The following is an 18386-nucleotide window of genomic DNA, read 5'->3' as shown; positions in this document are numbered from 1 at the left end:
GATTCGATGAACGCCTCATCCACCGGCGCGCGCAAACCGTTCGGGCGCCTGTTGCTGACGGGCGCGGCCGGCAACCTCGGCCGCCAGTTGCGCGGCGCACTCGCGCAATGGGCCGACGTCGTGCGCGTCAGCGATATCGCGGCGCTCGGCGACGCGGCCGCGCATGAAGAAACCCGTGTCGTCGATCTGGCCGACCGGCCGGCGGTGATGCAGCTCGTCGACGGCGTGGACGCGATCGTTCATCTCGGCGGCATTTCGGTCGATGCGCCGTTCGACGATCTTGTCGGCGCGAACATTACCGGCACGTATAACCTGTATGAAGCCGCGCGCAAGCACGGCGTGAAGCGCGTCGTGTTCGCGAGCTCGAACCATGCGATCGGTTTCCATCCGGTCACGGAAGTGCTCGACGCCGATTCGCCGCTGCGCCCCGACAGCCTGTACGGCGTGACGAAATGCTTCGGCGAATCGCTGTCGCGCTACTACTTCGACCGCTTCGGGATCGAGACCGTGTGCCTGCGGATCGGCTCGTCGTTCGAGGTGCCGAAGAACCCGCGCATGCTCGTGACGTTCCTCAGCTATCGCGATTTCATCGAGCTCGTGCGCTGCTCGCTGCTGACGAACCGCGTCGGGCACGCGATCGTCTACGGCGCGTCGGACAACCCGGTGAAGTGGTGGGACAACACGAAGGCCGGTTTCCTCGGCTTTCGCCCGCGCGACAGCTCCGAGCAGTTCGCGGGATTGTTCCCGGTCACGGCGCCGACTGCCGACTACGACGATCCCGCGCAGCGGTTCCAGGGCGGCGGCTTCGTCGTCGGCGAGCCGATGGAGCGGAACGCGTAGGCGGCAGCGCGTTCCGAGGGGCGCTTCATTGACGACGGATTTGCAGTTGCGGTAAAAGGAAAGCCATCCGGTGCAACGGGTTCCGCCATGCGGGGCCGGAAAACGACGAATACGCCGGACGGCCGCATGCGCGGCGCGACGCTCGGGGGCACGACGTCGCGCTTCGCCGCAATCCGATCGAATAATCACAATATCGAGAGCAATGAAGAAAACCCTGGTGGCGCTGAGCCTCGTGCTGGCCATGGCGCCGGCGTTTGCCGACCTGCAGGCCGGCCTTGACGCCCTCGCGAAGAAGGACTGGCAGACGGCGATCCCCGAGCTGACAACCGCCGCGAACGCGGGTAACGCCGAAGCGGCTGCGCTGCTTGGCGAGCATTACCGTTACGAGGACGACGAGCAGGCGGTGAAGTGGAGCTTCATCGCCGCGCAGCATGGCGACGTGAAGATGCAGTACGACATGGGCGTGCGGATCGACGATATCGCGTGGCAATTGTTCCGGTACGAGGAGAATCCGGCCAAGCGCTATTTCCGCGTGGCCGCGGATTGTTTCCAGCTGGCGGCCGACCGTGGTTACGCGCCCGCGCAGAGCACGCTCGGCATGATGTACGACCAGGGGATGAAGCTGCCCCTCGACGTCGACAAAAGCGTCGTGCTGTATCGCGCGGCTGCACGCCAGGGCTATCCGCAGGGCCTCGAAAGCATGGGGACGTTGTACGAGCGGGGGCGTGGCGGCGTGCAGAAGAACCTGCTGACCGCCTACACGTTCTATCTCGCCGCGGTGAAGGCCGGAAACGGCAGTCGCGACGTCGAATTCTCGGAGGTGACGGCTCGCGAGCTCGAAGCCGTATTGTCGGCACGCGATCGCGCGCAGGCGAAGGCGATCATCGATGCGTGGCAACCGGGGCAGCCGCTCAAGGGAATGTAACGCGGTATCCAGTCGCGCGGCGCGCACCGGCGACTTCGCGGGGGCCGATGCGCGTGACGTGTCGCAAGCGGTGCCGGCGTCGCGATTCACCGCAGGATGTCGGTCGCCTTGTGTCGTTCATCGACGCCGTCGATCAGGATCAGCGGCCCGCTCGCGTGCCGTGCGCGCAGCGGCTGGATCTGCCGGTACGCATCCGACTCGTACCATGCGCGCGCCGTGTCGAGATCCGGGAATGCGATCGCGATCAGGTCGCCGCGCCACACGCCTTCGCGTACCTCCGGCCGTGCGCCGTGAATGACGAACCGGCCGTCGAACGGCGCGAGCGTGCCGTCGATGCGTTCGAGGTATTCGACGATGTCGTCGCACATGTCGACGTCGTGCAGATGGGCGATGGCGTAGGCGGTCATGGCGGGCTCCCTGGCGTGATGCGGTTCGGTGATCGGTGTAACCATGATCGAGCCTCGCAACGCGCGCGTCGATTACCTGCGACGTAAGTGAACCCACGCACAGCCGCGCGCAAGCGTGCCGACCTGCCCACCGCTCGCGCGGTCTGGCGTCGTGCGGTCGGTGCGCCGGTCGTTGCCTCGTGCGGGCTTCCCGCGCTAATCGCTGACGATCGCAATCACGCCCAGCACGACGAACAGCGTGCCGGCGAGAAACTGGCCGATCCGCAGCGCCTGGCCTTCCGGTGACACGCGGGCACGCAACGGATGGGCGAGCAGGATGCAGAACACGTCGGCGGCGGAGAACAGCAGGTTCGCGCACGCGCCGAGCAGGAACAGTTGCCAGCCGAGCCCGAGCGACGCGACCGGATCGGTGAACTGCAGCAGGAACGAAAAATAGAACAGCGCCGACTTCGGATTCGACGCTTCGATGAACGCGCTCGACGACACGACGTTGCGCGGCACGTCGATCGCCGCGTCCTGCCCGACGGGCGCGCGGATGCGCTGGATGCCGAGCCAGACCAGGTAGGCGCCGCCGATCACCTTGAGCACGTGATACAGCATCGGCGATGTCTTCAGTACCGCGACCGCACCGAGCGCGACGATGCAGATCTGGAAAAAGGCGCCGAGGTGAATGCCGAGCGCGGACAGGAAGCCGGCCCGGCGCCCGTGCTGAAGCGTCAACGAGACGGTCTGCAGCAGCGCGGGCCCCGGAATGAAACCGAAGCCGAGGCAGGTCAGGCCGAAGAGCAGCGCTTGTTCTGGCGACATCAGAGATCGTCTCCGATCACGATGCCGAGCCGGCCGCATTCGGTGCGCACGCGATCGCGCGCGGTGGCGAGCCGCTCCTTCGACAGTTCGGGCATGAACACGCCGATATAGTCGTCGATGGCAGCCTCGCGATCGAAGATATCGACGTTCCGGTAGCGATCGGCCACCGCCTGCCGCTGCGCGCGGCTTCCGAGCGCGAGACCCAATCGAGCCGACATCGTTTCAGCCTCGTCCGGATCGGTCAGATAGCGAAAATCCTTCGAGCCCGGTTCCGGCGACAGCAATTCGATGTCGGCGCTGATGATCACATCCCGCCCGGCCTTCAGAAACGCGATGTAGGTTTCGATGTTTTCCTCCAGCAACGCCTCGTTCATCCCCAGATGCCCCAGCACGAATCCCGCCTTGATCGCCACGCCATGCGCGCGTGCGTTGTCCAGCGCCCGCAGATTGGCGTCGGACATCCGCTGCGCGGCCGCCACCGGGTCCTTGTTCCGCAGTGGCTTGTTGAGCGCCTGCAGCGAACGCGCGGCGCCCGCGTCGACGCCCACGAACAGAATGCGAAAGCCGATCTCGCGCATCGCTTTCAGTACCTGTTCCTTCTCCATGCCGTCCGCGCGCGCGTAGCCGACCAGGACCGGGCGCGCGTCCGCCGGCAACGCGCGCCACCATGGCGGCGGCGACTCCGCCATGTCGAGCATCAGCCGCGCGAACGTGAGCGGCAGTTCGTCGGCCGTCACGTACAGGTAATCGTAACCCGCCTCCCATGCGCCGCGGACGGCGGACCACGCGTGGTCCGCGGGCAGTTCGTTCTTCCACATGCTGCCGTACTGAATCGAGCAGAACGAACAGGCATCGTCGCCGCTGAATTTGATGCAGCCGCGCCCGATTTCGACAGGCACGCCCTTGCGCACCTGCCGCCCGGTCAGTGCCAGGATCCGCCGGCCCAGGCGCCGGGTGAAATTCTCGGTGTAGACGGCGGTATGCGGCAAGGTCCGGTCGATCAGGCCATAGTCGATGACGCGGTTAACCGCCTCGCGAATCGCCGGATCGGCGACGATCCGCCCGGATTCCAGGCGAACCGAACCGGGATAGACGCCGTCGGTGCGTGATTGCTGCCGATCCCTCAGGAAATCGACCAGGCCGCCATACACTTCGTTGCCGACAAATCCGCAATCGATCAGTTCACCGTGGCGATCGAGGATCTCGCGGCTCAATGCCGTGAAATGATCGTTACCGACCACGATCGCGATATGCGGATCGATGGATTTGACCGCGCGGGCGATCCGGATCGCGGCTTCATAATTGGCCGTGATCGCACTGAGGCAGACGGCGAGCGTGCGGCCGGCCCGCTCGCGGATAGCCGCAAGGATACGGTCGAGCGGATGAATCACGCCATCGACGTAGTGGCCTTCGAAACCCGGCAGCGCATCGACATAAGAAGCCAGCGACAGGATGCCGAGATGCGGGAAATTGGCCCAGTCGGTATGTTGAATGCCCTTCGATACGACGATGTCGTTCGTTTGGCCCGCGCCGTCCGCATCCAGGTCGTTGCTGTTCGGCGGGTTGATGAAAAATACGACGGCCCTCGGCTCACTCATCGCGCGGTTCTCTCGGTATTGTGGATCTTGTCTGGCGGCTACAACCGGCCGGCACACGCCTCCACCTCCGCGGGCCCGGTCGTTAATGTAAGAGAAAGCCTTTGGACCGGAACCTGTTAGCTATGGCAGGTTCGGATACCGGATATCCCGCGTCGTGCGCACGTTATTTCCGGTACGACGATAGTCCGCCCGTTTCGCCGGACATTGCACGTCAAACGGATCGGTGTACGGGGGGAACTCCGCCATGGATACGCCCCCACGTCGGAATGGCTGTCGCCCGAATCCTGGATCTTTGGCCGAAAGCGCATGTCTGGCACGCGTAGGCCGAAATGATGTCGTCACCGTTTGCGAACGAGAGATGTCACTTCGCCAGTCGGCCTTGATGAGGAGAAAGGAAACGCTCGCGAAGCCCCTTGTCAACTCCCCGTGGCGTCGTTGCAGCGAGGCCCGTCGCGGTCACGCATTGTGCGGATCGTCGGTTTGAACCGACAATCGTGCCGTCGCGACAAGGTCATGAGATCGCGGTGCGGAAGCCGACGCATACGCGTCGTCTCGTCTCGCCGCCGCGCGGGTTGATGGATCGGTGGGTGCCGCCGTGCAATCGGTCACGCGCGCTTGCGCGTCGGCCGTGCGACGGGCGCAGGCGCCAGCGGTTCGCCGGCCTGCTCGCACAGCCGCTCGAGCATGCGTTGCGCGGCACCCGCGCAATCCTCGCCCTCCGGCTTGTTCTCGATCTCGTCGATCAGCGTCTCCAGATGGCGCCGGTTCTGCGCGAGACGCTGTTCGAGCAGCGCGATTTCGTCGACCTTGTGCCGCAGCGCGACCAGCAGCTCGTCGCGCGGCCATGCGCCGAGATCGGGCGGCAGCACCGCGCGGATTTCGTCGAGCGCGAAACCCGCGCGCTGCGCGCGGTCGATGATCGCGAGCCGCGTCAGCGCTTCCGGCCCGTATTCCCGATAGCCGTTCGCCTGCCGGCGGGCCGGTTCGAGCAGGCCGCTCGCTTCGTAGAAGCGGATGCGCGACGCCGCGAGGCCGCTGGCCCGCGCCAGTTCGCCAATTTTCATGGGGTGCTCCAAAGGGGCTTGACCTTAAAGTTGACTTTAAAGTTATCGTTGGGCATCGTCAATCGAGGATGCACTCCATGAACCTGTTTACGCCCCTGACACTGCCCAACGGCGCGGTGATCCCGAACCGGCTGGCCAAGGCCGCGATGGAAGAGAACATGGCCGATGCGGACCACGCGCCGTCCGACGCGTTGCTGCGCCTGTACCAGGCCTGGGCCGACGGCCAGGCCGGGCTGATCCTGACCGGCAACGTGATGGTGGACGGCCGCGCGATGACCGGGCCGAACGGTGTCGTGCTCGAGAGCGACGCGCATCTCGACCGCTTCCGCCGCTGGGCGCAGATCGCGCGCTCGGGCGGCGCGCACGTGTGGATGCAGATCAACCACCCGGGGCGCCAGATGCAGGCGGCGCTCGGACAGACGACGTTCGCGCCGTCGGCCGTGCCGCTCGCGCTCGGCGCGCTGTCGAAGCAGTTCCCGGTGCCGAAGGAAATGACGCAAGCCGATATCGCCGACGTGCAGCAGCGTTTCGTGCGCGCGGCGCAGCTTGCGGAGCAAAGCGGCTTCACCGGCGTGCAGATTCACGCGGCACACGGCTATCTGCTGAGCCAGTTCCTGTCGCCGCTGACGAACCGCCGGCAGGACCAGTGGGGCGGCAGCATCGAAAATCGCGCGCGCCTGCTGCTCGACATCGTGCGGGCCGTGCGCGCGACGGTGTCGCCCGCGTTCGTCGTCGCGGTCAAGCTGAACTCGGCCGACTTCCAGCGCGGCGGCTTCAGCGCGGACGACGCGAAGCGCGTGGTCGAGCTGCTGAACCCGCTCGACGTCGATCTCGTCGAACTGTCGGGTGGCAGCTATGAAGTGCCGGCGATGCAGGGCGAGGCGCGCGACGGGCGCACGCTTGCGCGCGAAGCGTATTTCCTCGAATTCGCGCGCGACATCACGGCCGTCGCACGGATGCCGCTGATGGTCACGGGCGGCATCCGGCGCCGCGCGGTCGCCGAGCAGGTGGTTGAAAGCGGCGTGGCGATGGTCGGCATCGCGACCGCGCTGTCGATCGATCCGAACCTGCCACGCGACTGGCGGGCCGGCAAGGACAGCGCGCCGGTGCTGCAGCCGATCCGGTGGAAGAACAAGGCGCTGGGCGCGCTGGCCAACATGGCCGTCGTCAAGTTCCAGCTCACGCGGCTCAGCGAAGGGCGCCGCACGAACCCGCAGGTGTCGCCGCTGCGCGCGCTGGTCCGGCAGCAACTCGCCGCCCAATGCCAGACGCGGCGCTATCGGAAGTGGATGGCGGGGCGCGTGGCGGGCCCGCGCGCGTGACGTCGCTTTCCCGTGCCTGCCGGGCAGGCACGAAAGCCGTGAGAACGGCAGCGGGTAGCATTAGTCTGAACTTTATGCTTCGGAATCCTTTGAATCGGTGGAATCGCTTCGCGGTCATGCTGCCGCGCGCGCCGCACGGCCGAACAGCAGGTGGTCGATCAACCAGACCGCGACGATCGTCATCCCCATCAGCGGGAATGCGATGCCGAGCAGCACGAGCCCCGCGATCCAGCCGCGCATCGGCGGCGTGCCGCGTTCGCGCGACGGCGCGCCCAGCTTCCCGGCCGGGCGGCGCTTCCACCACATTACCGCGCCCGTGACGGCCATCGCGGCGAGCCCGAGCGACAGCACCGCACAGACGATCTGGTTCGCAAGCCCGAAGTAGCGACCCATGTGCAGCGACGTGCCGTACGACACGGCTTGCGACACCGCGCCGTAGTCGTCGTAGCGGATGTCCTTCAGCACCGCGCCGCTGTACTGGTCGATGTAGATCGTCCGCTCCGCTTTCGGGTCGGCCGGGAAGTACGACGCGGTGAACACGCCGTCCGCGCCCGACGGCAGCGCGAGCGTGTAGCCGCTCGTCACGCCGAGCCCCGCGACGATCGCGATCGCGCGTGCCAGCGGCAGCGGCGCCGGCGTCGGCGCGGACGGCGAATGCGGAACGGGCACGTTGCCGACCGCCCACGGCGTTTGCGGCAGCGGCAGGTCGTCCATCACCATTCCCGGCATCGACTCGCCCGATTCGTGGTGCTGGCCGGACGGCGCGGCGGCCTGCGCATGTGCAGGCTCTGCGGCTGCGCCCGGGCGCCTCGAACGCACCGACGCGCCGCCCCATGCGCCCTCCGGCGCGCCGAGGTTCACGGTCGCGGCGAGCGCCTTGAAGTTCTTGCCCCACGAGCCCGACCACGGCAGCCCCGACAGGATGAATGCCACCGTGCCGGCCGCGAGCCAGATGCCCGCCGTCGCATGGATGTTCTTCCACAGCGGCCGGCCGCGCAGCGACAGGTCGGGCCGCAGCGCGCGCCCGACGCGCGCCGTGCCTCGCGGCCACCACAGCGCGATGCCGGTGCCGATCATCACGAACGTCCAGCACGCGGCGAGCTCCATCAGCAATTCGCCCGTCTTGCCGAGCAGCAGCTTGCGATGCAGCATCCGGTCGACCTGCATGAAGCGGCGCTCGACGCTCAGCGTGCCGAGCACGCTGCCATCGTACGGGTTCACGTACACGCTCTCGCGGCTGCCGTCGCGCAGCCGGAACACATATTCGGCGCTACGGTCGGGCGCCGTGGAGACCTGGACGGAAACCGGCGTCGCACCGGCCGGCATCGCGGTACGCGCGTTGGCGAGCAACGTGTCCGGATCGAGCCTTTGCGTGGTGCGCGGCTCGACGAGCAGCCGGTGCGGATACAGCAGCGGCTCGATCTGCGGCTGGAAGCAATAAAGCGTTCCCGTGATCGCGAGGATCACCAGGAACGGCATGACGAACAGGCCGGCATAGAAGTGCCAGCGCCAGAGCGTCCGGTAACCGGCGCTTGCGGAATGGGCGGGCGAGATCGCCCGCTCGATGGTGGTCGACATAATGTCAGCTCCTCATGATCGTCGATCGGCGAGGCCGGCGCGGGCCGGCCGCCGTCAACGCGCCACACACCGGAATGCAAGCGTCGACGTAACGGGCAACGCGGCCCGATGCGCAGGCCATGCGCAAGGCGGCGTTGCCCGCGCGACGCGGGCAGTTGGGTGGACGCTTGAATCAGGTGTGGTGAAACGAACGGCATGAAGGCCCATGCACATCGACGTGCACGAGCCGCTGGGCGGAACGTTCAGCAGAACAGAGGAGGGGCGCGGGAGGGCGGGCGATCGTCGAATATCGATCGCACGACAGGAAGAAAATCGGGAGGAATCCGGAAGCGCCGCGGAACCGCGGCGGGAAACAGCAGCACCAGCAGCACGAACGACGCGAGTGCCGTGAACAGTGCGGCGCCGAATGCGCAGAGGCTGTCGCCGTTTCCTGAGGGCGCCGTCTTGTCGGCGTGCGCGTCATGTTTCAGCGCATCGACGAGCGCGAGCGCATCGTTGGCCGGCGTGATCGGCGCGCTGGCGTCGAAGCGGGCGGCCAGTGCGGCCACGTCGACGATCAGCGGGCCACGGCCCGAACACAGCACCACCGAGCCCGCATCCGGACCGTCCGGATCGAGCATCACGGCACCCGACATCAGCGCGCGGGACAGCAGCGTCACAAGGAGGAAACCCCACAGAAGCTGTCGCGCGACGCCTTGCCGGAGCAGGAAGCGGCGAAGTGCGTTCATGGCGCGCGATTGTACATCCGTTTGCGGGGAGGGGCCGGCCACAGCGCTGATGATCGGGATAAGCCGGCGCGCGAGCGGGCGTGTGCGCGGGGTTACCGCGTCATGCGTCGTCCGGTTTCGTGATCGCGGCGGCGATCGATGCGCGCATTCCGTCGTATCGGGAAGTGCCCTTGACGGAATCCGCCTCGCCAGGCCGCGTCACGCCGGATACGAATCATCGACCTTCAGGTTCGCGAGCCGAAACAGCGTGCGCAGCGTCTGCGGATGAATGTCGCGGCGCGCGGCGAGCGACGTCAGCATGAAGTCGAGCACCTTCGCGTAGCGGAGCAGCACGAGGCAGCGCGCGAGATCGGGCGCGCGGCCGCGCATCTCTTCGGCGAGGTGAACCATTTCGGTCGACAGCGTGCGTGCCATCTCGAGTTCCATCTGCTGTTTGTCGGTCCAGTCGGGTAGCGGCTGTTCGAGCACCTTCGCGAGAAAGAGCTGGAACGCCGTGTCGGACGAATTGGGCAGCGCATCCATGAGGGGCCTCGTTACTTGTGCGGATCGTTCGGGCGTATTCGTGGATGCGCCCGAGGTTGAATTTGTGTCCGCGCGAGTCGTCGGCGCGGCTTTTACCGGAACGGAATGCAGTTTCCGTACCAGCGCCGCGATCCGATTGTCGGGCAATGTCGAGCGGCGATCCGGCGCCGGCCGGCGAGTCCCGCCGGTAGTGGGTTGCGCGGTCGGTCGAGGAGGGTGTCTACAGGCGGGGCGTAGTGGACGTCAGGCGCACGCAGGGGCGCGGCGACGCGAAATGCTTCACGGATGTAACGTAACGCGGGCGGAACGCGCGGTGCGTTTCTGCCGGCGAACGGCCGAAACGTGCCGATCCACGCGTTCCGCCCGCGTCTGCCGTGCGTTCGCTGGCGGGAACGTCGAAACGGGACGAGCTCCGTTGCATGGCGGAAACGGGCGGTGAATGCGCCGGGTGTTTCATATCCGAGACGGTTTCACGAACGACGATTCGATTGGCGTGGCCGTCGAACTGGCCCAGCGATTGGCCGCGCAATTGTCCATGGGCAGACGGCTCGCGTTTGCCAACAATCCCGGAACCAACCCTGCGAGATTCGACATGAGCGTCCACGCCTTCTTCTCGGCCAACCTGCTGCTGGCCTACACGGCCTATTTCATCGGTACGGCCAGCCCGGGGCCAAGCAATCTCGCGATCATGTCGGTCGCCGCGAACCAGGGCCGCAAGGCGGCGCTCGCGTTCGCGCTCGGCGTCATTTCGGGGTCGATGTTCTGGGCGACCGTGGCGGCGCTCGGCGTGTCGGCTGCGCTACTCGCATGGTCGAAGCTGCTGGTCGCGATCAAGATCTTCGGCGGGCTGTACCTGCTGTGGCTCGCATTCAAGTCGGGGCGCACGGCGCTGTCGGGCACGGCGGCGGCATCGCTGAACGCGGCGCGCGAGCAGCGGCTGTCGCGCTTCTACATGCGCGGCGCGATGCTGCACCTGACCAATCCGAAAGCCATTCTCGTGTGGGTGTCGATCGTCGCACTGTCGTCGAACGGCGCGGGCGCGTCGCACGGCGCGGTCGTGCCGGGCTGTGTCGTGATCGGGTGCCTGGTGTTCGGCGGTTATGCGTTCGTGTTCTCGATGGACGGCGCGCGCCGGCTGTACGTGCGCGGCCGTCGCGCGATGGAAGCGTGTCTCGCCGTCGTGTTCGGCGTGGCGGGGATCAGGCTGCTGGCGTCGAACGCATGACAAACAGCGCGGTGTTCGCCGAAACCCTCCGCAGCATCGACGCGCGGCGGAGGGTTCCCGCTTCACGATGGCTTCAGAAAATAAAGCCCGTATTGATGAACTTCGACGTGTGATCCGACACGATCGAGTCGAGCAACTGCTTGCTGCTGTCGGTCTGCTTCGCCGCGACCATCGAGCGGATCGAGAACGCGCGCAGCGCATCGCTCACCGACAGCGTGCCTTCGGCCGAATCCTTGCGGCCCGCGAACGGGAACACGTCGGGCCCGCGCTGGCACTGGCAGTTGATGTTCACGCGGCACACCTGGTTCACGAGCGGATCGACGAGCGCGCCGATCTGCACCGGATCGGAACCGAAGATGCTGACCTGCTGGCCGTGATCCGACGTCGTCACGTAGTCGAGCGCGGTGTCGACGTCGTCGAACGGCGCGACCGGAATGATCGGCCCGAACTGTTCCTCGCGGTACAGCTTCATCCCTTCGGACACCGGATACACGACGGCCGGATAGAACAGCGTCTTGCTGAATTCGCCGCCCGAGTGGTTGACGACCTGTGCGCCCTTGGCCTTCGCGTCGTCGATCGCCTCCGTCATGTAGGCCGTGCGATGCATGCCGGGCAGCGGCGTGATGCTGACGCCTTTTTCCCACGGCATGCCGATCTTCAGCTGTTCGAGCGCGGCGGTGAAGCGCTTCAGGAATTCGTCGACGATCGAGCGGTGCACGAGCAGCATCTTCAGCGCGGTGCAGCGCTGGCCGTTGAACGACAGCGCGCCGAGCAGGCATTCCTTCACGGTGAGGTCGAGATCGGCGTCGGGCAGCACGATCGCCGCGTTCTTCGCGTCGAGGCCGAGGATCGCGCGCAGCCGGTGCGACTTCGGGTGCTGCTTCTTCAGGTGATCGGCCACCTTGCTCGACCCGATCAGCGCGAGCACATTGATCTTGCCCGACGCGAGCATGTGCGGCACGACCACCGCGCCCGGCGCGTAGATCGTGTTGATCACGCCGTGCGGGAACGCGTCGCGGAACGCTTCGAGCAGCGGCTCGAACAGCAGCGTGCCGTACTGAGGCGGCTTGAACACCACGGTGTTGCCCATCAGCAGCGCGGGGATCAGCGTCGCGAAGGTCTCGTTCAGCGGATAGTTGTACGGGCCCATGCACAGCACGACGCCGAGCGGCGTGCGGCGGATCTGGCCGATCGTGCCTTCCGCGATCACGAAGCGCGAGTTCGCGTTGTCGAGCTCCTTCAGCGCATCGATCGTCTGCGTCATGTACGTGACGGTACGGTCGAACTCCTTCTGCGAATCGGCGAGGCTCTTGCCGATCTCCCACATGATCAGGTTCACGACCAGCTCGCGCTGCGCGACCATCCGCTTGATGAAGTCCTGCATGCACGCGATGCGCTGCTCGACCTTCATCGTCGGCCACTCGCCGCGGCCCGAGTCGTACGCGCGCACCGCGGCGTCGAGCGCCGCGTCGCTTTCCGTTTCGCCCATTACCGGATAGCTGCCGATCTCGACCTGCTCGACGCTGCCGTCCGCCTGCCGCACGCACACGGGCGACAGCACGGTCTTGGTCGCGCCGTTCCACGGTCGAAGCTCGCCGTCGACGAGCGACACGCGCTGGTGAATCGGCGAAGCGAGCCGGAACTCGGCGGGGATGTCTTGATACGCGGGAAACAGTTGCTGCAGGGAGGCGGAATCGGGCATGACGGTCTCGTTTGACTAGGTGTCCGGGAAGGACGGGCGATGCGAATCCTGAGCTGAATGATCCTCGATCCTGAATCGGCATGATGACGCGGGCACGACGGCACGTCACGCGGGAACATGGCCGAATCGGCGATTGGAACCAGTTCCATTAAAAAGGAACGCCGATGCGAATGCAAGAATTGCCGGATCGTATCGCATGCATCGTAAGCATTCAGAAAGAATGTTGCCGAATGGCGGGTATAACGCGTTTGTTGCAGGCGCAAACGTTTCACTCCGGCCGGTTTAGGCGGATAATGGCGCAGCGCGACGAAGAAAAAAAATGAAGCGAGCCTGAGAGAGCAGACGTAGTGAACAAAAGAAGAAGGTCCGCCGCGCTGCCGATGCGAGGTCGGCTGCCCGGAGCGCCGGGTCGGGGTTGCCCGGTCCGGCGCGCACCGGACCGTTGAATACGTGATCCTCTCCAGGCTTTTCGTCGTCGTATCCCGAACCCCACCTTCTGCCTGACCGTTTCCGCACAATCCATTCGATACGGCCGATCGATTTCTTTCGACGCGCTTACGCGATATGCGGATCAGCGCCTCAAAACGAAAGGTATTCGTCAGGAATGCAGAACGCGATGCGCATGCACGTTGCGGGTAGGCGACACGTTAAAAATTAATCGAAAACACGAATCATTCTCGTTTATTATTTCGCACCATTACGAGCCGTGACGGGATGTCACGGCTTTTTTCGTGCCGGTCGTGCCGGCCGGCATCCACCCGCGCCGGCCGTTCGCCGCCGGCATGCGCGACGGGGCGATCCCCCGCGCGCCATCGAGTTCACGGAAAGGCTTCGTCGGTCGCTGCGCGATTCGCGCGTCGACCGGACGCGTTTCCGTTCGCCGTTTTTCCTTCACCCCCTACGCTTACGATGAAACTCAACACGAGCGCTTGCCATGCGCTTCTGATCGTCACGTCGCTGGCCGGCGCCCGCACTTCGTTCGCGCAGGCGAGCGACGCCGCGGCGACCTTGCCCGCGATTTCCGTCAATGCGGCCGCCGAGCATGCGTCGTACGACGCGGGCCGGTCGCGCGCGGCGACCAAGACCGACATGTCGCTGATGGACGTGCCGCAGACGGTGAACGTCGTCCCGCACGCGGTGATCGAGGACCAGAACGCGACGTCGATGCAGGACGCATTGCGCAACGTGCCGGGTGTCGGCTTCTCGGTCGGCGACGGCCAGCGCGACCAGATCACGATCCGCGGTTTCAACAGCATCACGGACCAGTACGTCGACGGCATTCGCGACGACGCGCTCTACTATCGCGACCTGTCGAACGTCGAGCGCGTCGAGGTGCTGAAGGGGCCGGCGGCCGTGCTGTACGGGCGCGGCTCGGCGGGCGGCATCGTGAATCGCGTGCTGAAGCGGCCGGACGCGAACCCGGTGCGCGACGTGGGCGTGACGCTCGGCACGCGCGGCGAGCGGCGCGGCGAATTCGATCTCGGCTGGAATGCGAACGACGCGGCGCGCTTCCGCATCACCGGCGCGGCCGAGAACTCGAACAGCTTTCGCGACCAGTTCCAGCTCAATCGCCAGGCGATCGCGCCGTCCGCGCAGTTCAAGCTGGACAGCAACACGGTGCTGAACGTCGAATTCGACTACCTGCACGATCGCCGCACGTCCGACCAGGGCCTGCCCGCGTATCGCGGCCGGCCGGTCGACGTGCCGATCAACACGTATTACGGCTCGGCCGACGCGGCGAACAGCTCGTACAACGACGTCTCCGCGAAGAGCGCGACGGTGTCGCTCGATCACCGCTTCAGCGATACGCTGTCGTTCCATGGCGCGATCCGTGCGTACGACTTCTCGCTCGAACGCAAGAACTACGTGACGTTCGAGCCGATCAAGACGGCCGCGCGTCCGGTCGTGACGCTCGACCAGTCGACGCGCCAGCGCACCGACCACGGCATCGACGGCCTGTTCGAGCTCACGCAGAAGACGTCGCTGTTCGGCATGCGCCACGAGCTGCTGTACGGGCTGGAACTGTCGCAGCAGCAGAAGTTCGACACGATCTACAACGTGACGAAGGTCGCCACCTACGATCTCTTCAATCCGCAGCAGGTGATTCTGCCCGGCGTGCCGACCGGCGCGCGTGCGAAGACGAATGCGTCGACCGTCGTCGGGCTCGCGGGCGTCTATGCGCAGGACCTGATCTCGCTGACCGAACACTGGAAGGTGCTCGCCGGCCTGCGCTTCGACTACCTGAACCAGATCCGCCACGACTACACGTCGTCGAACGTCAATCTCGACCGCACCGACCACGCGTGGAGCCCGCGCGTCGGCCTGATCTACGAACCGCTCGACTGGCTGACGCTGTACGGCTCGTTCAGCCAGTCGTTCTCGCCGCTCGCCGATACGCTGATCAGTTCCGGCGCGTTCGCGAACGGCGCCGCGCTCGCGCCGCAGAAGACCACCGCGTATGAAGTCGGCTCGCGCTTCGACCTCGGCGGCAAGGCGACGGCCAGCGTCGCGCTGTTCGACATGCGCCAGACCAACCAGCAGATCGGCGATCCCGCGAATCCCGGTTATGCGCTACCGATCGGCACGCAGCACGTGCGCGGGATGGAGCTGGGCTTCACCGGCGAGATCGCGCCGAAGTGGTCGGTGTACGCCGGTTACGCTTACATGAACGGCACGGTCGACGGTTCGCCGCAATCGACGGCGGCCGGCCTCGCGCTGTCGAGCAACACGCCGGGGCTGATGCCGCGTCACAGCGCGAACCTGTGGCTGAAGCGCGAGCTGCCGTACGGCTTCTATGCGGCGGCCGGCATGCAGTTCCAGTCGGCGCGTTACACGTCGGCCAGCGATCTCGTCACGCTGCCGTCGTTCACGGTGTTCAACCTGGGCGCCGGCTATCGCAGCAAGAAGGTCGACGTGACGCTCACGCTCGACAATCTGTTCAATCGCCGCTACTTCATTGCCGCGCACGGCAACGCGGACCTGTACAACATGCCCGGCGATCCGCGTACGTTGACCGCGACGGTGAAGTGGCACATGTAACGCTCGCGCTGCGCGACAATGCGGGTCTTCGTCACGACGACCCGCACCTTGCTGCCAATGTTCCGGAAAGCGTTTGATGTGTCGAGCATGAATGGCCGCGCCCGGGCGCTGTGACTGAAGCGAGCGCGTTACTCGACGTCCTCGTCATCCTCCGCGTCGGCGCCGTTCGCATCCCCGTCCGGCGCCGCATACGCGCTCGCCTGCTCGAGCAGCCAGCCGCGAAACAGCTCCAGCGGCTTGCTGTGGCTGAATTCCGTCGGATACACGAGGTAGTACGCCGAATCGCCGACCGTCGCCGCGTCGCACGGCACGACCAGGCCGAGTTGCTGCAACTGCTCCTCGACGAAGAACTTCGGCACGAGCGCGATCCCGAGCCCGGCCGCGGCCGCGCTGATCAGCATCGTATGCAGTTCGTAGCGCACGCCCTGCATCGTGCGGATATCTTCGACGCCATGCGTCTCGAACCACTGCGCCCACGCGCCGGGGCGCGTCGTCGAGTGCAGCAGCGGATACGCGAGCAGATCCTCGACACGCTCGACCGGCCCGTCGAGCAGCGCGGGCGAGCAGATCGGCACGACTTCCTCGCCGAACAGGTAGTCGGACGACGTGCCGGGCCAGGTCGGCTTGCCGTAGTGGATCGCGGCCTCGAAATGGGTGTCCTCGAACGAGAACAGGTCGGTGCGGCTGCCCATGTTCACGCGCACGTCGGGCGTGCGGTCGTAGAAGCTCTTGATGCGCGGGATCAGCCAGTGCGACGCGAACGTCGGCAGCACCGCGAGCTCCAGGTAGCCGCCGCCGCTGCCGTGCGCGATGATCGACAGCGTGTCGCGGTCGAGCGCTTCCAGCGCGCGCCGCACCTGCGTGCCATACAGCTTGCCGGCGCGCGTCAGCACGACGCGCTGCTTCACGCGCGCGAACAGCCGCACACCGAGGCTTGCCTCGAGCGTCGCGATCTGCCGCGATACCGCGCTTTCGGTCAGGAACAGCTCCTTGGCCGCGTGCGTGAAGCTCTCGTGGCGCGCGGCGGCTTCGAAAGCCACCAGTGCGCCCATGTTGGGGATCTTGAATTTGCGCATGATGCTCTATTTGTCTGACGAACTGACCCGCGCGGCGCGGGCCGGCGAGCGGGTCGGGGACGGTCGATAATTCCAAAAACTCATCACGTTTCAATTTAATCTCGCTTTACGCCCGGCTGCAACCCTTTGAATAATGCTCCCCACGCAAGGTCAGGCGCCCGCCGGGCGGCCGGCCGACGAGTGGCCGGCACGTTTGCCGGCGGTCCCCCGAGACGAGAATCCTGATGCGCAATCCGAATATCGAGAGCTTGCTGACGAAGCTGCTGGGACAGGCGAAGACCGACGCCCTGTTCTCGACCCTGAACATGCCGGCCATCCTCGAAGAATGGGAGGACGGCGTCGTGACGCGCGCGGAGATCGCGCAGGCGATGAACATGGCGCTGTTCGAAGGGCTGCTCGAGCGTTCGGCGAACGGCCGCGCGTACACGGCCGACGCGATCGAAAGCGGCGGCTCGGTCTACTTCGACCACGGCGCGCTCCGCACGGTGCGCTGGCCGCACACGGGCGCGCTGCCGCCGGGCGAGGCCGCGTTCACGCGCATCCTGCGTCCGCTCGGCTTCCGCCTGAACGGCCGCTATCCGCTCGACAAGCTCGGCATGACCGGCCGCGCGTATGCACACGAGGATGCGCCGGACGAGATCGCGCAGTTCTTCGTCAGCGAACTGCATCCGGAACGTTTCTCGAAGGAATTCCAGCAGGCCGTGACGAACGTCGTGAGCTCGTCGCGCGATCCGCTGTCGCCGGCGGCCGTCGCGCTGCTGTGGGAAGTCGAACGCGAAGGCTGGCTGTCGCTCGACGCCGCGCACGCGCTGCTGCCGGAGATCGTCGGCGCCTTCGCGCGCCAGCACGATCTGCCGAACGAACTCGACTACGAAACGCTGCTGATGGAATCGGCGGAAATGGCGTGGATCTCGACCGAAGGCAACGCGTTCAACCATGCGACCGACCGCGTCGCCGACGTGTTCAAGCTGTCCGACGACGAGAAGGCGAAAGGCCGGCCGATGAAGCCGGAAGTCGAGCGCTCGCGCTCGGGCCGCGTATTCCAGACCGCGTATCGCGCGGATACCGTCGAGCGCGAGTTCCGCACGCGCGACGGCGGCACGGTGAAGCGCAACGTGCCGGGCTCGTTCTACGAGTTCATCACGCGCAAGCGCACGTTCGACCAGGCTGCGCGCCGCTGGGTGACCGACCTGCGTTTCGACGCGGGCAACGCGCAGGGCATCTTCAAGATGACGGCGAACGCGGCGAAGTAACGAACGTAAAGCGGGGCGCTGCGCCCCGCTGCCGAAGCAACGAGCCGATCGGGCAGGGAGCGCATGCGTCCTGCCCGATTTGCGTTGGGTGGCCCGTGATACAGCGGGATGCGCGCGGACGTTCGATCGGCAGCGGCAGATCGCCGTCGATGGCGCTGTCGGGTGGGTAGCCTGCAGGCGCAGGCGCAGGCGCAGGCGCAGGCGGAGCGCGCCGGACGCCGCGCCGCCGTCAGAAGATGTGCGTGATCAGATAAAACAGCACCAGCAGCCCGACCGGCACGCCGAGCAGCCAGGCGATCA

15 protein-coding genes are annotated in these 18386 nt (G+C 66.2%); 6 read left to right on the top strand and 9 right to left on the bottom strand.

Translation table 11 applies throughout. From position 1 onward, the window contains the following. The first annotated feature begins 6 nt into the window (after positions 1 to 6). Together AC3WLY_RS01880 and AC3WLY_RS01875 are read left to right on the top strand one after the other, a co-directional pair. Positions 7 to 840: an NAD-dependent epimerase/dehydratase family protein gene (locus tag AC3WLY_RS01880; protein WP_425130456.1), complete on the top strand. Its 834-nt coding sequence runs from the start codon at positions 7 to 9 to the stop codon at positions 838 to 840. A gap of 202 nt (positions 841 to 1042) precedes the next feature. Next, entirely contained in the window at positions 1043 to 1765 is a 723-nt protein-coding gene (locus tag AC3WLY_RS01875) for a tetratricopeptide repeat protein (protein ID WP_492309583.1), read from the top strand. Between the two features lie 86 nt (positions 1766 to 1851). Here the strand turns inward: AC3WLY_RS01875 and AC3WLY_RS01870 are convergent, their stop codons facing one another. From AC3WLY_RS01870 to AC3WLY_RS01855, 4 genes are all read right to left on the bottom strand, one after another. Next, complete coding sequence (locus AC3WLY_RS01870; protein WP_175964257.1) at positions 1852 to 2172, bottom strand: DUF1330 domain-containing protein; 321 nt, start codon at positions 2170 to 2172, stop codon at positions 1852 to 1854. A 195-nt stretch (positions 2173 to 2367) separates the two neighbouring features. Beyond that, entirely contained in the window at positions 2368 to 2979 is a 612-nt protein-coding gene (locus AC3WLY_RS01865) for a LysE family translocator (protein ID WP_492309582.1), read from the bottom strand. Next, the gene (locus tag AC3WLY_RS01860) at positions 2979 to 4634 is read right to left on the bottom strand and encodes a B12-binding domain-containing radical SAM protein (RefSeq protein WP_425130453.1); all 1656 of its coding nucleotides are present in this window, start codon (positions 4632 to 4634) and stop codon (positions 2979 to 2981) included. The genes AC3WLY_RS01865 and AC3WLY_RS01860 overlap by 1 nt, the downstream gene beginning before the upstream one ends. A 548-nt stretch (positions 4635 to 5182) precedes the next feature. Continuing rightward, positions 5183 to 5641, bottom strand: coding sequence for a MerR family transcriptional regulator (locus AC3WLY_RS01855; protein WP_175964255.1), 459 nt, complete (start codon positions 5639 to 5641; stop codon positions 5183 to 5185). A 77-nt stretch (positions 5642 to 5718) separates the two neighbouring features. Here AC3WLY_RS01855 and AC3WLY_RS01850 point away from each other — a divergent pair, with 77 nt between their 5' ends. Beyond that, a complete protein-coding gene (locus tag AC3WLY_RS01850; protein ID WP_175964254.1) occupies positions 5719 to 6963 on the top strand; it encodes an NADH:flavin oxidoreductase/NADH oxidase family protein in 1245 nt (414 codons plus the stop codon). A 114-nt stretch (positions 6964 to 7077) separates the two neighbouring features. On the opposite strand, the gene AC3WLY_RS01845 is transcribed toward AC3WLY_RS01850, so the two are convergent. The 3 genes from AC3WLY_RS01845 to AC3WLY_RS01835 all read right to left on the bottom strand — a co-directional run bounded on the left by AC3WLY_RS01845 (position 7078) and on the right by AC3WLY_RS01835 (position 9791). After that, on the bottom strand, positions 7078 to 8541 hold the full coding sequence (locus AC3WLY_RS01845; RefSeq protein WP_425130451.1) for a PepSY-associated TM helix domain-containing protein: 1464 nt from the start codon (positions 8539 to 8541) through the stop codon (positions 7078 to 7080). Positions 8542 to 8783: 242 nt separating this feature from the next. Next, positions 8784 to 9269, bottom strand: coding sequence for a hypothetical protein (locus tag AC3WLY_RS01840; RefSeq protein ID WP_105389780.1), 486 nt, complete (start codon positions 9267 to 9269; stop codon positions 8784 to 8786). 198 nt (positions 9270 to 9467) lie between these two features. After that, positions 9468 to 9791 (bottom strand): DNA-binding protein, encoded by a 324-nt coding sequence (locus tag AC3WLY_RS01835; RefSeq protein ID WP_310130842.1) that lies wholly within the window; start codon positions 9789 to 9791, stop codon positions 9468 to 9470. Positions 9792 to 10383: 592 nt separating this feature from the next. Here AC3WLY_RS01835 and AC3WLY_RS01830 point away from each other — a divergent pair. Beyond that, the gene (locus AC3WLY_RS01830; protein WP_492309581.1) at positions 10384 to 11016 is read left to right on the top strand and encodes a LysE family translocator; all 633 of its coding nucleotides are present in this window, start codon (positions 10384 to 10386) and stop codon (positions 11014 to 11016) included. A gap of 73 nt (positions 11017 to 11089) precedes the next feature. Here AC3WLY_RS01830 and AC3WLY_RS01825 read toward each other — a convergent pair whose 3' ends face one another. Continuing rightward, positions 11090 to 12718, bottom strand: coding sequence for an NADP-dependent glyceraldehyde-3-phosphate dehydrogenase (locus AC3WLY_RS01825; RefSeq protein ID WP_175964251.1), 1629 nt, complete (start codon positions 12716 to 12718; stop codon positions 11090 to 11092). Between the two features lie 909 nt (positions 12719 to 13627). Between AC3WLY_RS01825 and AC3WLY_RS01820 the strand changes: the two genes are divergently transcribed. Beyond that, a complete protein-coding gene (locus AC3WLY_RS01820) occupies positions 13628 to 15757 on the top strand; it encodes a TonB-dependent siderophore receptor (RefSeq protein ID WP_310130849.1) in 2130 nt (709 codons plus the stop codon). A 128-nt stretch (positions 15758 to 15885) separates the two neighbouring features. Here the strand turns inward: AC3WLY_RS01820 and AC3WLY_RS01815 are convergent, their stop codons facing one another. After that, a complete protein-coding gene (locus tag AC3WLY_RS01815) occupies positions 15886 to 16833 on the bottom strand; it encodes a LysR family transcriptional regulator (RefSeq protein WP_425130449.1) in 948 nt (315 codons plus the stop codon). Positions 16834 to 17057: 224 nt separating this feature from the next. Between AC3WLY_RS01815 and AC3WLY_RS01810 the strand changes: the two genes are divergently transcribed. Continuing rightward, positions 17058 to 18086, top strand: coding sequence for a DUF1338 domain-containing protein (locus tag AC3WLY_RS01810; RefSeq protein ID WP_065502925.1), 1029 nt, complete (start codon positions 17058 to 17060; stop codon positions 18084 to 18086). Positions 18087 to 18386: the final 300 nt, after the last annotated feature.

The sequence above is a fragment of the Burkholderia sp. FW306-1C-G01B genome (assembly GCF_058781685.1).
This window is presented reverse-complemented; position numbering and strand designations above follow the sequence as displayed.

Bases quoted from the DNA above. Each gene is read 5' to 3' on its own strand.
- AC3WLY_RS01810 (WP_065502925.1), top strand. From the start codon at position 17,058: ATGCGCAATCCGAATATCGAGAGCTTGCTGACGAAGCTGCTGGGACAG.
- AC3WLY_RS01880 (WP_425130456.1), top strand. From the start codon at position 7: ATGAACGCCTCATCCACCGGCGCGCGCAAACCGTTCGGGCGCCTGTTG.
- AC3WLY_RS01875 (WP_492309583.1), top strand. From the start codon at position 1,043: ATGAAGAAAACCCTGGTGGCGCTGAGCCTCGTGCTGGCCATGGCGCCG.
- AC3WLY_RS01865 (WP_492309582.1), bottom strand. From the start codon at position 2,979: ATGTCGCCAGAACAAGCGCTGCTCTTCGGCCTGACCTGCCTCGGCTTC.
- AC3WLY_RS01850 (WP_175964254.1), top strand. From the start codon at position 5,719: ATGAACCTGTTTACGCCCCTGACACTGCCCAACGGCGCGGTGATCCCG.
- AC3WLY_RS01830 (WP_492309581.1), top strand. From the start codon at position 10,384: ATGAGCGTCCACGCCTTCTTCTCGGCCAACCTGCTGCTGGCCTACACG.
- AC3WLY_RS01855 (WP_175964255.1), bottom strand. From the start codon at position 5,641: ATGAAAATTGGCGAACTGGCGCGGGCCAGCGGCCTCGCGGCGTCGCGC.
- AC3WLY_RS01870 (WP_175964257.1), bottom strand. From the start codon at position 2,172: ATGACCGCCTACGCCATCGCCCATCTGCACGACGTCGACATGTGCGAC.
- AC3WLY_RS01835 (WP_310130842.1), bottom strand. From the start codon at position 9,791: ATGGATGCGCTGCCCAATTCGTCCGACACGGCGTTCCAGCTCTTTCTC.
- AC3WLY_RS01815 (WP_425130449.1), bottom strand. From the start codon at position 16,833: ATGCGCAAATTCAAGATCCCCAACATGGGCGCACTGGTGGCTTTCGAA.
- AC3WLY_RS01840 (WP_105389780.1), bottom strand. From the start codon at position 9,269: ATGAACGCACTTCGCCGCTTCCTGCTCCGGCAAGGCGTCGCGCGACAG.
- AC3WLY_RS01825 (WP_175964251.1), bottom strand. From the start codon at position 12,718: ATGCCCGATTCCGCCTCCCTGCAGCAACTGTTTCCCGCGTATCAAGAC.
- AC3WLY_RS01845 (WP_425130451.1), bottom strand. From the start codon at position 8,541: ATGTCGACCACCATCGAGCGGGCGATCTCGCCCGCCCATTCCGCAAGC.
- AC3WLY_RS01820 (WP_310130849.1), top strand. From the start codon at position 13,628: ATGAAACTCAACACGAGCGCTTGCCATGCGCTTCTGATCGTCACGTCG.